This is a genomic window from Accumulibacter sp. (assembly GCF_036625275.1).
Lineage (GTDB): Bacteria > Pseudomonadota > Gammaproteobacteria > Burkholderiales > Rhodocyclaceae > Accumulibacter.
In genome coordinates, this window is sequence record NZ_JAZKUD010000093.1 from 1 (window position 1) to 14823 (window position 14823).

The 14823-nt window shown below is 63.7% G+C and carries 11 protein-coding genes and 2 pseudogenes; 7 read left to right on the plus strand and 6 right to left on the minus strand.

The window, feature by feature from the left end:
- Positions 1-731 (plus strand): annotated as a pseudogene (locus V5B39_RS18860) (AAA family ATPase); the annotation flags it as partial.
- Positions 732-769: 38 nt separating this feature from the next.
- On the opposite strand, the gene V5B39_RS18865 reads toward V5B39_RS18860, so the two are convergent.
- Positions 770-1981, minus strand: a complete 1212-nt coding sequence (locus tag V5B39_RS18865) for an MFS transporter (RefSeq protein WP_332344404.1) — start codon at positions 1979-1981, stop codon at positions 770-772.
- Between the two features lie 310 nt (positions 1982-2291).
- On the opposite strand from V5B39_RS18865, the gene V5B39_RS18870 reads away from it, so the two are divergent.
- Entirely contained in the window at positions 2292-2612 is a 321-nt protein-coding gene (locus V5B39_RS18870; RefSeq protein ID WP_332344405.1) for a type II toxin-antitoxin system Phd/YefM family antitoxin, read from the plus strand.
- Between the two features lie 84 nt (positions 2613-2696).
- Here V5B39_RS18870 and V5B39_RS18875 read toward each other — a convergent pair whose 3' ends face one another.
- Both V5B39_RS18875 and V5B39_RS18880 read right to left on the minus strand, forming a co-directional pair.
- Positions 2697-3032, minus strand: coding sequence for a PIN domain-containing protein (locus V5B39_RS18875; protein ID WP_332344414.1), 336 nt, complete (start codon positions 3030-3032; stop codon positions 2697-2699).
- Between the two features lie 76 nt (positions 3033-3108).
- Positions 3109-3330, minus strand: a complete 222-nt coding sequence (locus V5B39_RS18880; protein WP_332344406.1) for a hypothetical protein — start codon at positions 3328-3330, stop codon at positions 3109-3111.
- A 409-nt stretch (positions 3331-3739) separates the two neighbouring features.
- On the opposite strand from V5B39_RS18880, the pseudogene V5B39_RS18885 reads away from it, so the two are divergent.
- Positions 3740-3985, plus strand: a pseudogene (locus tag V5B39_RS18885) (formylglycine-generating enzyme family protein); the annotation flags it as partial.
- A 54-nt stretch (positions 3986-4039) separates the two neighbouring features.
- On the opposite strand, the gene V5B39_RS18890 reads toward V5B39_RS18885, so the two are convergent.
- Both V5B39_RS18890 and V5B39_RS18895 read right to left on the minus strand, forming a co-directional pair.
- A complete protein-coding gene (locus V5B39_RS18890) occupies positions 4040-6121 on the minus strand; it encodes a sensor histidine kinase (RefSeq protein ID WP_332344407.1) in 2082 nt (693 codons plus the stop codon).
- Positions 6118-6840, minus strand: coding sequence for a response regulator transcription factor (locus V5B39_RS18895; RefSeq protein ID WP_332344408.1), 723 nt, complete (start codon positions 6838-6840; stop codon positions 6118-6120). Before V5B39_RS18895 ends, V5B39_RS18890 begins: the two co-directional genes overlap by 4 nt.
- 327 nt (positions 6841-7167) lie before the next feature.
- Here V5B39_RS18895 and aceE point away from each other — a divergent pair, with 327 nt between their 5' ends.
- From aceE to V5B39_RS18915, 4 genes are all read left to right on the plus strand, one after another.
- Entirely contained in the window at positions 7168-9861 is a 2694-nt protein-coding gene (gene aceE / locus V5B39_RS18900; protein WP_332344409.1) for a pyruvate dehydrogenase (acetyl-transferring), homodimeric type, read from the plus strand.
- 12 nt (positions 9862-9873) lie between these two features.
- Positions 9874-11214, plus strand: a complete 1341-nt coding sequence (aceF, locus tag V5B39_RS18905; RefSeq protein ID WP_332344410.1) for a dihydrolipoyllysine-residue acetyltransferase — start codon at positions 9874-9876, stop codon at positions 11212-11214.
- A gap of 14 nt (positions 11215-11228) precedes the next feature.
- Positions 11229-12998 (plus strand): dihydrolipoyl dehydrogenase, encoded by a 1770-nt coding sequence (lpdA, locus tag V5B39_RS18910; RefSeq protein ID WP_332344411.1) that lies wholly within the window; start codon positions 11229-11231, stop codon positions 12996-12998.
- A 293-nt stretch (positions 12999-13291) separates the two neighbouring features.
- Positions 13292-13741 (plus strand): DUF29 domain-containing protein, encoded by a 450-nt coding sequence (locus tag V5B39_RS18915; protein WP_332344412.1) that lies wholly within the window; start codon positions 13292-13294, stop codon positions 13739-13741.
- A gap of 130 nt (positions 13742-13871) precedes the next feature.
- Here the strand turns inward: V5B39_RS18915 and V5B39_RS18920 are convergent, their stop codons facing one another.
- Complete coding sequence (locus tag V5B39_RS18920; protein WP_332344413.1) at positions 13872-14675, minus strand: reverse transcriptase domain-containing protein; 804 nt, start codon at positions 14673-14675, stop codon at positions 13872-13874.
- Between the last annotated feature and the right edge of the window lie 148 nt (positions 14676-14823).

Sequence of the window (14823 nt, forward strand, 5' to 3'; positions counted from 1 at the left end):
CGTTTCCCGACGGCGCGCCGATCGAAGCCTTGCGCGCCTGGTTCGACGCGCTCGAAAACCTCGCCGACGCGCCGCGCATTCTGATCTGCATCGACGAGTTCGAGCGTCTGGCGAGCCTCTTTCCCGCGTCGGGCAACGAACTGCTGCAGTTCATGGGGCTCTTGCGGGCGACCATCCAGCACCGCCGCCGCGTCCGCCTGCTGGTTGCCGGCGCGGCGCCGTTCGACGAACTCGACGCCTTGTGGAACGACCACTTCATCAACCTGCGCGAGATCCGCATCGGCTACCTCGAGCGCGCGACCGCGGTCGAGCTGCTCGTGCGCCCGATCGACGACTTCCCGCCGGAGACGATTCCGCGCGCGATCGCCGAGGCCGCGGTCGCGCGCAGCGGTGGGCAGCCGTACCTGACGCAGCTTTACGGCTCGCTGCTCGTCGATCACCTGAACGCCGCGCAGCGCCGTTCGGCGACCGCCGCCGATCTGGCGGCAGTCGAGGAGGAGTTGCTCGACCAGGCCGGCTATTACTTCCGCAACGTCTGGCAGGATCTGCCGGCGGCGGCACAGGCGATCGTCGCCGCCGCGGCGCGCGCGGATCGGGCGCGCCGTGACGCGCCGGCCGGCGACGCCGCCACACGGCGCATCCTGCGTCGCCGGCAGATCCTCGGCGAAGACGGCGAGCTGCTGGTGCCGGTCTTCGCCCGCTGGATCCACGAGCAACACTTCACTCCCTGAGTTGCCGCCGGCGCCGGGTCATGCCGTGCGCTTTTGCTTCATGTTGCTGCGCGCGCGGCGCGCAGGCTACCGGCGAGATACCAGAGCCAGCCGCCGACCTGCAGCGCCAGCAGGACGCCGAAGGTCGCCTGGTAGGCGTCGCGCATGCTCATGCCGCTCGCCTGCAGGGCATCGACGGCGGCGCCGAAACCCCACTGGATCGAGAACGCGCCGACGAACACCATCAGGTTGAGCGCGGTGTTCACGCGCCCGGCGAGGCTGCCGGCGTAGTGCTTCTGCAGCAGGGCGTAGGCCAGGTTGCCGACCGAGAAGACGAGGCCGAGCGCAAACCACAGCGGTTCGCTGGGGCCGGTGCCGGTGACGATCAGCAGCGTCGCCAGCATGCCCAGGCCCATGCCGGTCTGCAGCACGCGTTCGGCGGAGATTCCGCGCGCGGTGAGCGGGCCGATGCCGAAGGCGATGCCGAGGAAGCCGAGCAGCATGCCGAGGCTCATCAGCAGCAAGTGATGCGCCGCCGCCGCGCGCGGCAGACCGGAAAAATTCATCAGCCACGGCACCGCCCACAGTCCCTGCAGCGCCATGAAGCCACCGACGATCAGCGCCGACTGGGGCGTGTAGCGCCAGAAGGCGCGGCTGCTCAGGATGTCGCACAGCCCCTCGAGCTGCCGCGGCAGCGACTCGCCGGCCGCGCCGGCCGCGGGCTTGTCCGGGGTGCGCCAGATCAGCAGCGCGATGACGAGGCCCGCGACGCCCAGGGCGACGAACACGGCGCGCCAGCCGAGCGCCGGAATCGCCCAACTCAGCGGTGTCGACGCGGTCAGCGCGCCCAGCCCGCCGGCAGCCATGATCGCCGCGTTGAGCGAGGCCTGTCGCTCGACGCCGAACCACTGGCCGAAGGCCTTGAACGACGCCATCAGGCAGGCCGAAACACCAAGCCCGATCAGGCCGCGCGCGACCGCGAGTTGCGGCAGCGTCCCGCCCAGCGCGAACAGGCCGCAGCCGGCGGCAGCGATCAGCAGCAGGCCGGTCTCGACGCGCCGCGGCCCCCAGCGGTCGAGCGTGACGCCCAGCGGCAGCTGCACGGCGCCGAAGGCCAGCAGGTAAGCCGAGGTCAGCAGGCCGAGGTCGGCGGCGGACACGCCGAGTTCGCGCGTCAGTTCCGGCGCGATCACCGCATTGACATTGCGCACGAAGTAGGAGAAGTAATAGCCTGCCGCAAAGGGCAGGAACACACGCAACCAGAGATTCATCGTGAAAAACCCGGTCAGAGCGACCAAGGAGACAGAAGTTATAAAGGACACCGGGAACACGGAGAGTGTGCGGCATCGCGGCCGGTAAACGCAATCAGGGACGGGTGGCTGGCCGCCACATGCCGACGACTGGTCTTTCCCGCGACGGGTCTGTCCTCTGTGATGTCCGTGGCCGCCGTGGTCATATGTCTCGCCCTCGTCCGTCATTCCCGCGAAAGCGGGAATCGAGTCCAGACTCTGGACTCGGTCTTGCGTCACATGCCGTAGTGGCTACATTGGACACCGGCACCCCGACCGGGCAGGTACGTCCATGAAAGTCATGACGGCGCGCGAAGCCAAGAACCGTTTCGGCGAATGCCTCGACTCCGTACGCCGTGAGCCGGTCGTCGTCACGAAGAACAACCGGCCGGTCGGGATCATGATCTCGGTCGAGAATGCAGCCGACACCCTGTGGTCGGATTTTTTCATCGACCAGGAATCGAGGTACGGCGAATGGCTTTTCGGCAAAGTGGCAAAGACGCTGGAGCTAGTCGACGCCGCCGAGACCAGACTTCGCGGACACGAAGAGGCCATGGCCCTCCTCGATGATCGGCTGGCAGCCCGACTGCGCAAGACCTCGTCACGAGGGTAATCATCTGGACCGAAACAAGAAAACGTGGTCTGTCCCCTATTTCGATTCGTCCCCTATTTCCCCGCCCTACTTCGATTTGGCGCCTCATCTGAAAGGGTCGATGACCGTCAGACTGTCGAGGGCTTGCCCATGCTGTAGGTCCTCGCTCAACAAGGTGCGGCAGCCTGCGGCCATGGCTCCGGCCACGATCAGCGCGTCGTAAAAGCTGAACCGCCAGCGCATCTGGACGTCAAGCGCCTGGTGGTAGAGGGCCTCGCTCGCGGTGACCCGCATCAGCGGTGCCAGCACGGCATCGAGATAGCTGCGCGCCTCTTCGGGCGACAGCGCGACTTCGGCCTTGCGCAGGATAACGTTCAGGCACTCCTGCACAACCTGCGAGCTGATGCATGCGTTGCCCGTGGTCAGGGCGTCGCGAATGATCTTTTCGGCTACCTAGTGCTTGTGGCGATCGGTGGTGTCAAGCTGGTAGATGAATATGTTGGTGTCGATGAAGAACTCAGCGCTCATTCATCGACTCGCGGCTCAGCTTGCGGCCGACCTTCAGCTTGCCACGCAAGCCGTTCATGACTGCTTCGTAGCGGTCCATGCGCCCGCGCGTCTGGGCGTAGGTCTCAAGCCAGCGCCGAAACTGTTCATTCAAGGTGGTCTGCTCGGCCCGCGCGCGCGCGCGTGCCGCTTCGATCAGGGATTCATCGGCGCTGAGGGTGATGTTCTTCATGGCGGGCGGCCCAAGGATATGTTGCGTGTTCAGAGCATACACGAGACCAGTGCGCACTGGTACTTGAGGAAAAATGGGTCAGACCACAGTTTCTGCGCTCTTCCGTAACACGAAAAGAGTCATGACCGCCTCTATCTTCGCGCTAACGGCCATGACTTTTCCAGGCACCTCCGGTCATGAAAGTCATGACCGTTTTCCCTCTCCCCCGACCCCTCTCGTAAGTGGAGAGGGGAGATTCGTGAGTCGCTGTTAACGGTCATGACTTTTTCAGGCACCCCACGATCATGAAAGCCATGACCGTTTTCCCTCTCCCCCGACCTCTCCCCCGCGAGGGGGAAGGGAGATTCGTGAGTCGCTGACGCGACTTTCACATTAAGAATAGGAAATCCAACGCTACCAACGAGAGAATATGAGCCTTCATCAAGCAGCGTCAACCTTGCATCTGGACGACATGATCGGCAATGTCTGGGAATGGATCAAGGATGGCTGGAACAGGAACTATGCGGGTGCGCCGGGCGATGGGTTGGCCTGGATGACCGGAGAATGCTCTGTCAGGCACGTGTTGCGCGGCGCTTCCTGGTACTTCATTCCGAGCTACGCCCGCGTGGCCACGCGCGACTGGTTCGTTCCATCGAGCCGGAACATCAACTACGGTTTTCGTCTCGCAGGATGCTGCCATAGTACCCGCAGTGGAAGCCTGCCCTGCGCGTTAGCGGGTTTCCCCGCCGGTCGCCCGCTGCAATGTCAGAACGAAACTCACGCCACCTTCGACGTTGCAGGCGGCGATGGTGCCGCCCATCTTGGCCATATAGGTCTTGGCAACGAACAGTCCCTGGCCACGGTTGCCTTTGGCGCCGGCTTCCGGTTGGTCGGACACCCCGTACTCGAAGATTTTGTCGATCAGATCGTCGGCGATCGGGGGGCCTTCGTTGTGGATGATGACCGTGGCCGTGTTTGCACGGGTTTCCAGGGTGAGGGTGATCGGGGTGCCGGGGTATCGGTAGCGGTCGGCGTTCTTCAGGATGTGCGAAAAGACGTCTTCGAGCGGGTATTCGTCGGCGCGCACCGGGACCGGTCTGTCGGTCGGCGTGTAGCTCAGGTCGGTGATGCCTGCGTTGTCGGCGACGTTGCGGAGGAACTCGGCAATATCGATGGTTTGTACCTGCAGGGCGGATGACTGAAAGGCCTCGCTGGGGCTGGCGCTGCCGTACAGGATGCGTATCGCCTGCTGCATGCGGTTGATGTAGCGATGACTGGGGTCGTCCGGGTGCCCATGCAGCGCCAGCAGGGATTGCAGCGGCGACATGATTTCGTGGCCGACGGCATGCCACAGATCCTTTTCCTGCTCGGCGCGGATTCTCTCCCGTTCGGCATCCTCCTTGACCCGGCGCAGGAGGTCGTTGAGGCAGTTGGCGAGGATACCCAGCTCGTCGCTGCCCCGCAGGTCGGCCAGATCGAATGGTTCCAGACCGCCGGTGGCCTGGACGCTTCTGGATAGCTCGCTGGAACGCCGGGTCAGGCGGGTGATGCGACGGACGATGCCCCATTCGATGACCAGCCACGCCAGTCCGATGGCCAGCAGCATCGCGCCGACGAACCAGGAAACACGGGTGGCGACGGCACTCAGGGTCTTGTTGACGCTGCGGGCGTCGCCCTTGAGCAGAATCCGGTAATTTCCGAGTGGCGTGGCCACTTCGTCGACGAGTTCGACGGGGGTGTCATAGCTTTCTACCGGCAGCTTGCGAATCAGCCGGGTGAGCAGGGGTGAGGTCTGTTCGATCATCTCGTCCCGGCCTTTCAGTTGCACCAAATCCGCCTCGTTGCCGCTGCCCGCCTTGCGGATGCTCAGCGTTTCTCCCGGCAGCAGCAGGCCGGTGAGTTCGTTGAGCGAAAAGGGCGGGACCGCCCCCTCTTCATGGCTGTCGAAGAGCGCCTTCTCGTCACCGGGCGGTAACACTTCGATGCGGACCTGGAACTGGTCGAGGTCGGGCGGCGGCCACAGGGGCCGCTTGCCCTCGAAGAGCGCATCGCGCAGCGCGTCGACCGGCAGGCGCAGCGAGAAGAAGGATTTCTTCGCGCAGTGCGCCTCGTCCTCGTCGGCGACATCGAGGCATTTCGCACTCTGCCATACCCAGCCGCGGAATTCCCTTAACGGTTTGGCGGTGCTGTAATCCCGGCCGGCGAGTTCCAGGTAGCCGGTAAAACGGCCGCGCACGCCTTCGGCCTGCGGACGGGCGTTGCCGGTCAGGGTTTCAAAGGGTGCCAGCCAGCGGTAGGTCTGGCCGCGCAGGCTCATGACCACTCGCAAACGGTGGGCGCCATCGAGGTATTCGTCGCCGATCCGGTGCGGGACGAGGGCGCCGCTGGCGAAGGTGCCGGCAGCATAGATGAAGCCGCCGGCCCATGGGTTGTTACCGATGGCAATGCACAGACTGCCGTAATTCCTGTACTGAACCAGGCAACCGGCCATTTCCACGGCATGCCGGACCTTGTTCTGGTCGTCGAAATCAAGGCTTGCGAAGGGCAGCACGACCGGCCGCAGCGCGATCGCCGGAAGCAGGCTGCGGGGCGGATTGAGGAGCGCCAGTTGCCCGGCCGGGTGGCGCAGCCGGGCAACGATCTGTTCCTTGGTCTTGGCGAAGCCCTCCTGATAGTTGTCGTAGCTGCGCTGCTTTTCCTCCTGCAGGACGGTGACGGTCATCGCGACGACCGCCAGAGCGAGGAGCAGGAAGGCGCTACGGAAGAGGATGCGCAGCCGGAAGGACGCCAGCCAGACCTGCGCTGTGGTCATTTTGATTCGAACGCTTTTCCGGAAGTCTGGCCGGACCAGCGGAAGCCGCGCATGGGGATGTTCTCGATGCAGTCGAAATCCTCGTCCAGTTCGCGAAAGGCCTCGCGAATGGTGCTGATGTGCTTGCGGACGTTGTCCCGGTTGCGGCCACTCTTGACGACCTGAAAGAGTTCGTCGTAAGAGACGACCTGGCCACGTTTCTGGTACAGGGTGGCGAGGATGCGCTGTGCGGTCAGCGGCAGGTTCACCCGCTTGCCCCGCCACAGGGGACTACTTTGCCGCAGGGGGTCCAGGGAAAGTTCGTCGCCGGCGGACACGGAGGCTTTGCCGTGGCCTCGATCGCGCGCAGCGCGGAGGATTTCCAGGAAGGTATCGATGAAGTCCGCCTCGGAAAAGGTCGTTTTCTGCAGATAATCCCAGGCATCGAGCGCTTTCATGATGCTCCGGTAGATCGTGGCGGGCATCGCCGAGACTACCAGTACCGGTGTGCCACGCCCCCCCTTGTTGATGGCGTTGATGATCGCCACGCCGGCATGGCGCTCGCGTCCCAGTTCGATATCCAGCACGACCAGGTCGTAGGCCTCGCGAGCAATGGCCGCTTCCGCGTCGTCGCGGGTGAACCATTGCACTACGGTGATTCCCGGCCGGGCGGAAAGGATCCACTCCTTGAGTTGATTGCTGGTGGGCAGGTCGTCTTCGATGACGGCGACTTTGAACATGGCGCGCTCCATGACGGTTTGGCGCAAGTATCCCTGATTTTCCGGGTGCGGACATCGCCAGCCGGTGTGTCATCGCCTGCGCGTGTGGATATTGTCCTCGTAACGGCCGTCCGGCGGTAGCCGGGCGACACCCCTCCGGGCTTGCGGGGTACGCGCCGGAGATTCATTGCACAATACAAGATTAAATTTTACAATGCGGGAAGTTCTGATTGCTGCACCGCGGTACCGCGAGGTCCGTCAAGGGTTTAAGCTGCTCAGTGCCGTTCATCCCGGCCGGCAGCAAAGCAAACCATCCAATTCACGATTCTCAAGATCAGGAGACAAATCATGGCAGATCTGCCCGCAAACGCGCCGTCGGCCAGCATGAACGATGCGGACCCGCAAGAGACCCAGGAATGGCAGGACGCCCTGAGCGGCGTCATCGACAGAGAGGGCGCCGAGCGCGCCCACTTCCTGATCGAATGCCTGATTGCACAGGCGCGCCAGGAGGGAATCGACCTTCCTTACAGTGCCGCCACCGAATACGTCAACACCATTCCGGTCGACCAGCAGCCGAAGTATCCCGGCAATGCCGACCTGGAAATCCGGATTCATAACTACATCCGCTGGAACGCCATGGCGATGGTCGTTCGCGCCAACCGGGACAGCAATGTCGGGGGCCATATCGCTTCCTTCGCTTCGGCGGCGGCGCTCTACGATGTCGGTTTCTCGTGGTTCTGGCACGCGCCTTCGGAACAGCACGGCGGCGACCTGATCTTCTTCCAGGGGCATTCGGTTCCCGGCGTCTATGCGCGCGCGCACCTGCTCGGCCGGCTGACCGACGAACAGATGGACTGTTTCCGCCAGGAAGTCGACGGCAAGGGCGTCTCGTCCTACCCGCATCCGTGGCTGATGCCCGATTTCTGGCAATTCCCGACGGTTTCGATGGGCCTCGGCCCGATCCAGGCGATCTATCAGGCGCGCTTCATGAAATACCTGGACAGCCGCGGTTTCATCCAGGCCGGCGACCGCAAGGTCTGGGCCTTCCTCGGCGACGGCGAGACCGATGAGGTCGAATCGCTGGGCGCCATCGGCATGGCCGCGCGCGAGCGGCTCGACAACCTGATTTTCGTGATCAACTGCAACCTGCAGCGCCTCGATGGTCCGGTGCGCGGCAACGGCAAGATCATCCAGGAACTCGAGGGGACTTTCCGCGGCGCCGGCTGGAACGTCATCAAGCTGATCTGGGGAACCCAGTGGGACGCGCTGTTCCTGCGCGACAAGCAGGGCATCCTCAGACAGCGGATGATGGAGGCGGTGGACGGCGAGTACCAGACCTTCAAGGCCAAGGACGGTGCCTATGTCCGCGAGCATTTCTTCAACACCCCGGAACTCAAGAAACTCGTCGCCGACTGGACCGACGATCAGGTCTGGGGGTTGAACCGGGGTGGCCACGACATCTTCAAGATCTTCAGCGCCTACAAGAGCGCCGTCGAACACAAGGGGCAGCCGACGCTGATCCTGGCCAAGACGATCAAAGGCTACGGCATGGGCCAGGCCGGCGAAGGCATGAACATCTCGCACCAGCAGAAGAAACTCGATTACGACGCGATCAGGCGCTTCCGCGACCGTTTCGGCCTGCCGGTGCCGGACGACCAGATCAAGGCACTGCCGTACCTGAAGTTCGCCGAGGGTTCGCCCGAACTGACCTACATGCGGCAGCGGCGAATGGACCTCGGCGGCTACCTGCCAAAGCGCCGGCGCCTGGCCGAACCGCTGGAAATCCCCGAACTATCGGCTTTCGAAACGCTGCTCAAGGCCTCGGGCGAGGGTCGCGAAGTGTCCACGACGATGGCCATCGTCCGTTTTCTCAACATCCTGCTCAAGGACAAGAAAGTGGGCCGGCATGTCGTCCCGATCGTCCCCGACGAGTCCCGGACTTTCGGCATGGAAGGCCTTTTCCGCCAGATCGGCATCTGGAACCAGGAAGGGCAGAAATACGTTCCCGAAGACCATGACCAGTTGATGTTCTACAAGGAGTCGAAAGACGGGCAGGTGTTGCAGGAAGGGATCAACGAGGCCGGCGCGATGAGCGACTGGATCGCTGCCGCGACGTCGTACTCGGTACATGGCGTGCAGATGATTCCCTTCTACATCTGCTACTCGATGTTCGGTTTTCAGCGCACCCTGGATCTGTGCTGGGCGGCTGGCGACCAGCGTGCCCGCGGTTTCCTGATCGGCGGCACCGCCGGCCGCACGACACTCAACGGCGAAGGCCTGCAGCACGAAGACGGCCATTCGCTGATCCTTTCGGGCCTGATTCCGAACTGTCTCAGTTATGACCCGACCTTCTCGTTCGAAGTCGCGGTGATCATGCGCGAAGGCATGCGCCGCATGTACCAGGAGCAGGAAGACATTTTCTACTACCTGACGGTGATGAACGAGAACTATGAGCATCCGGAAATGCCCGCGGGTGCCGAAGCCGACATTCTCAAAGGCATGTACCTGCTGCGTCGCGGTCAGTCGTCGGACAGCAATCCGGCGGCGCCACGCGTGCAACTGCTGGGATCGGGAACGATCTTCCGCGAGGTCATTGCCGCCGCCGACCTGCTCAAGAACGACTGGGGAGTCGATGCCGACCTCTGGGCCTGCCCGAGCTTCACCGAACTGGCGCGCAACGGCAACGCCGTGCAACGCGCGAACCTGCTCAACCCGCTAGCCAGACCACAGGTGTCGCATGTCGAGGCCTGCCTGGGCGATACCCGCGGCCCGATCATTGCCGCGACCGATTACGTGCGCCTGTTCGCCGAGCAGATTCGGCCCTTTCTCAACCGTCGCTACGTGGTGCTCGGCACCGACGGCTTCGGCCGCTCGGACACGCGCGCGAAGCTGCGGCACTTCTTCGAGGTCGACCGCCGCTGGGTTACCCTTGCCGCGCTCAAAGCCCTCGCCGACGATGGCACGATCGAGCGCAGCAAGGTTGCCGAAGCGATTGCCCGGTACGGCATCGACGTGAACAAACCCAATCCGATGACGGTTTAAGGGAGGCCCCTGATGAGCCAATTGATCGAAGTGAAAGTCCCGGACATCGGTGATTACACCGACGTGCCGGTCATCGACATCTGTGTTCTACCCGGCGACCTGGTCAAGCTGGACGATGCGCTGGTGACCCTCGAATCCGACAAGGCGACCATGGATGTGCCATCGACGGTGGCCGGCGTGGTCAGGGAAGTGCGCGTTCAGCTCGGCGAGAAGCTGTCCGAAGGCGCCGTGGTCGCCGTCATCGAAGCGTCTGCCGCGGGCGACGCTGTGCCGGCAGCCGCCGACACGGCTCCCCCGGCGGCTGCCGTGCCCAGCGCACCACCCGTGGCGAGTGGCATCACTGTCGAGGTCGCAGTACCGGGTAGCGGCACTGACCGTGGCGTGCCGACCCCGGCGGCGGCGTCGCCGGCAGCGCCGCCGGTCGCCGGCCTCGCGCTCGGCGCCCGCACCCACGCCAGCCCGTCGGTACGCCTGCTGGCGCGCGAACTCGGTGTCGATCTCTCAAGGGTCCCGGCCAGCGGACCGAAAGGCCGTATCGTCAAGGAAGACGTCACGGCCTACGTCAAGGGAGTGATGACGGCTGCCCCGGCGCCTGCCGCCGCACCCTCGCTCGGCGGTGGTCTCGACCTGCTGCCCTGGCCGAAGGTCGACTTTGCCAAGTTCGGCGCGATCGAAGTCAGGCCCTTGGCGCGAATCAAGAAAATCTCCGCGCAGAACCTGGCGCGCAACTGGGTGATGATCCCGGCGGTCACCTACCACGAGGACGCCGACATCACCGATCTCGAAGCCTTTCGCGTGGCGATGAACCAGGAGAACGAGAAGTCGGGTCTGAAGATCACCATGCTCGCCTTCCTGATCAAGGCCTGCACCGTCGCGCTGAAGAAATTCCCCGAATTCAACAGCTCGCTCGACGGCGATAACCTGGTGCTCAAGCAGTATTGCCATATTGCCTTCGCCGCCGACACGCCGAATGGCCTGGTCGTTCCCGTGATCAAGAATGCCGATCAGAAATCGGTGGGGCAACTCGCCGTCGAAAGCGGCGAACTCGCCAAAAAGGCGCGCGACGGCAAGCTGACACCCGGCGAGATGTCCGGTGCCTGCTTCACCATTTCCAGCCTCGGCGGCATCGGCGGCACCTATTTCTCGCCGATCATCAACGCCCCCGAAGTCGCCATCCTCGGCGTCAACCGGTCGGTGATGAAACCGGTCTGGAATGGCCGCGAGTTCGCGCCGCGGCTGATCCTGCCGATGTCGCTGACCGCCGACCACCGTGTCATCGACGGCGCACTGGCCACCCGCTTCAACGTCTTTGTCGCGCAGCTCCTGGCCGACATGCGGCGTGTGCTGCTCTGATCGGGGGACAAATCATGAGCCAGATCATTGCAGTGAAAGTGCCCGACATCGGCGACTACCACGACGTGCCGGTGATCGATATCTGCGTCAATACCGGGGATACCGTCAAGGTCGACGACGCCCTGATCACCCTCGAATCCGACAAGGCGACGATGGACGTGCCGAGCAGCGTTGCCGGCGTCGTCAGGGAAGTCAAAGTCAGCCTGGGTGAGCGGATCTCGGAAGGAACGGTGGTCGTTCTGATCGAGACCGCCGACGCGGCACCGGCACCGGCACCGGCACCGGCACCGGCGGCGGCACCGGCAACCGGCGCTGCGGCACCGCCAGCGGCCAGCGCCGCCCCTGCGCCGCAGGCCGCCCCGCCGATCACCGGCAGCGCCGACCTCGAGTGCGAGATGCTGGTCCTCGGCGCCGGCCCGGGCGGTTACTCGGCGGCCTTCCGCAGCGCCGACCTCGGCATGCAGACCGTTCTCGTCGAACGTTATCCGACCCTCGGCGGCGTCTGCCTCAACGTCGGCTGCATCCCGTCCAAGGCGCTGCTGCACATCACCGGAGTGATGGACGAAGCGCAGCACATGGCCAACTGCGGCGTCAGCTTCGGCGCGCCGAGCATCGACCTCGACCGGCTGCGCAGCCACAAGGACCAGGTCGTCGGCAAGCTCACCGGCGGCCTTGCCGGCATGGCCAAGGGACGCAAGGTCGAGGTCGTGCAGGGCGTCGGCCAGTTCGTCGACGCGCATCACCTCGAAGTGGCCTTGGCCGGCGGCGGCCACCAGCTAATCCGGTTCCGGAAAGCGATCATCGCCGCCGGCTCGCAACCGATCGCGCTGCCGTTCATGCCGAACGATGATCCGCGCGTCGTCGACTCGACCGGCGCCCTCGAACTGCGGCAGATTCCGAAGCGCATGCTGGTCGTCGGCGGCGGCATCATCGGCCTCGAAATGGCCAGCGTCTACTCGGCGCTCGGTTCGCGCATCACCGTCGTCGAACTCGGCGCGGTGCTGATGCCCGGCGCCGACCGCGACCTGGTCAAGGTCTGGGAGAAGAAGAACGCCCACCGCTTCGACCGCATCCTGCTCAACACCGGCGTCGTCGCCGCCACAGCCACGGCCGAAGGCATCGAGGTGACCTACAGCAACGACGAAAAAGCGTGCTTCGACCTCGTGCTGGTCGCCGTTGGCCGCTCGCCGAACGGCAAGAAGCTCGCCGCCGAAAAAGCCGGTGTCGCCGTCAATGAGCGCGGCTTCATCCCCGTCGATAGGCAGTTGCGAACCAATGTCCCGCACATCTACGCCGTCGGCGACATCGTCGGTCAGCCGATGCTGGCACACAAGGGCGTGCATGAAGCACACGTCGCCGCCGAAGCCGCGAACGGCGGCAAGCGCTGCTTCGACGCCCTGCAGATCCCGTCGGTGGCTTATACCGACCCGGAAATCGCCTGGGCCGGCAAGACCGAAGAGCAGTGCAAAGCCGAAGGGATCACCTACGGCAAGAGCGTCTTCCCCTGGGCGGCGTCGGGACGCGCGCTGGCCAATGGCCGGGAAGAAGGCTTCACCAAGCTGATTTTCGACGAGAAGACGCACCGCATCATCGGCGGCAGCATCGTCGGCACCGACGCCGGCGACCTGATCGGCGAAGTCTGCCTGGCGATCGAAATGGGCTGCGACGCCACCGACATCGGCCATACCATCCACCCGCACCCGACGCTGGGCGAGTCGGTGGGCATGGCCGCAGAGGTGTATGAAGGCGTGTGTACGGATCTGCCGGCGGTGAAGAAGAGGTAGGCGCGGCGTCATCGTTTCTCTGAACAGAAAACGATACACGAGTAGTCGCTTGACTGCGGATGCCGGTTTCGGAAATGATGACTGGGCGGAAACGGGCGTTTCCACCGTTGGTCAAGCATTGTATCGAATCGGGTCTGTCGGAAGTGTCGAGCGTGATGGGGCAGCTTTGCCAGCACGTAAGAGAACCGACTCGATGTCTCGGCCAGAGCGGAGGACACTGGGTGATCGCATAACTCCGCGTTGTGGCGCCGCGTTGGCGCAACTGGATGGATCTTCTCGTTATGAGGGTAGGCATGGGAACAGACTACGAAACGGACGTGGTAGCCTGGGCCAGCGAGCAGGCCCGGCTGATTCGTGCCGGGCGTTTCGATCTGGTGGACCGGGAACACATCGCGGAGGAGATTGAAGACGTGGGAAAGAGCGAACAGCGCGAGTTGGCCACCCGAATGGCGGTCCTCCTGGCCCATCTCCTCAAGTGGCAGCACCAACCCGAGCGCAGAGGGGCAAGCTGGGAAGTGACGATCAGCAGTCAGCGACAGAGAATGGTTCGTCGCCTGGACAAGACACCGAGTCTGCGCGGCTGCCTCAACGACCCGGACTGGTGGGCCGATGCCTGGGGCGATGCCTGCGATCTGGCCAGTGCCGAGACGGGCATCGGGATAGACAAGCTCCCACGCCATTGCCCTTGGGCGATTGCAACGGAAGTCCTCGATGAAAGCTGGCTACCGAATGGGGAGCGGTAGGGCTATGGGTGATCGGGGCAGCAGCGATCGTGCTGGATTGGGTGAGTAGCGGCGGGAATCCCGGTCACCCGGTACGTCCCACCGCCCTCGCAGAACCGGACTTGGAGCGTTACCCCATCCGGCTCCCAGCTCAAGTCATCCACAGTGGTTTGGGGTAGAGATTGTGCTGGATGCGTAGAGACGGCATCCAGCCTGATAGGATTTTACCGAACCGGTCCCACGCTACACTTCGCCTTTGACTGCGTTGGTTCAGCCGCCTAAACAGCAAGCGGCTAATCCGGTAGGCATAGGTGCGGATACTGCGGGCATTGCCACTGACTGCATAGTACGCAAGATGCCCTCGCAGGTGTCGCTTGGCATAGTCCATCATGGCGCGACCGCCTTTGACCCGTAACGCCGATAGGCGGTCGCTGACTTCCTTCAATTTCTTGGCAATTCGCGTGCGCTGACTCCGGCGCCCGAGTACGAAACGCCCGCGGCGGCTTTTGCCCACGTAGTGCGTAAAGCCCAGAAAATCGAAGGTCGAGGGGCGTTTGCTGCCGTCCTTGTGGCAGTCACTCGCTGCCCTACTACCAAAGCGTAGCAAGCAGGTCTTGCTGGGCTCGACTTCAAGCCCGAATACGGCCAGTCGCTCGGTCAGCTCGTCCATGAACCGCCGCGCATCCGCTTCGTGGGTGAAACAGGCCACAAAGTCATCTGCGTAGCGAACCAGGTAGCCCTGTCCTTTGCAGGGACGGACATAACGTTTCTCAAACCACAAATCGAGCACGTAGTGCAGGTAAATGTTGGCCAGCACAGGTGAGACGAGTCCGCCTTGCGGCGTCCCGGCTTCGCTGGCCGTGAATACCCCTGCTTCCATCACACCCGCTTTGAGTAGCCGCCGAATAATCCGCAGTAACACCGGGTCACCGACCCGGTGCTCTAGAAAGCGCATCAGCCAGTCGTGCTCGACGTGATCAAAGGAAACCGCGACACACTACCCATTCCGAAGACTCTCCCGAACAGGTCACCATCGTCCGCCCGGGCCACCCTTTTGCAGGCCGCGCCCTGCAGGTCTTGCGTTATACACGCCGAAGCAGCGG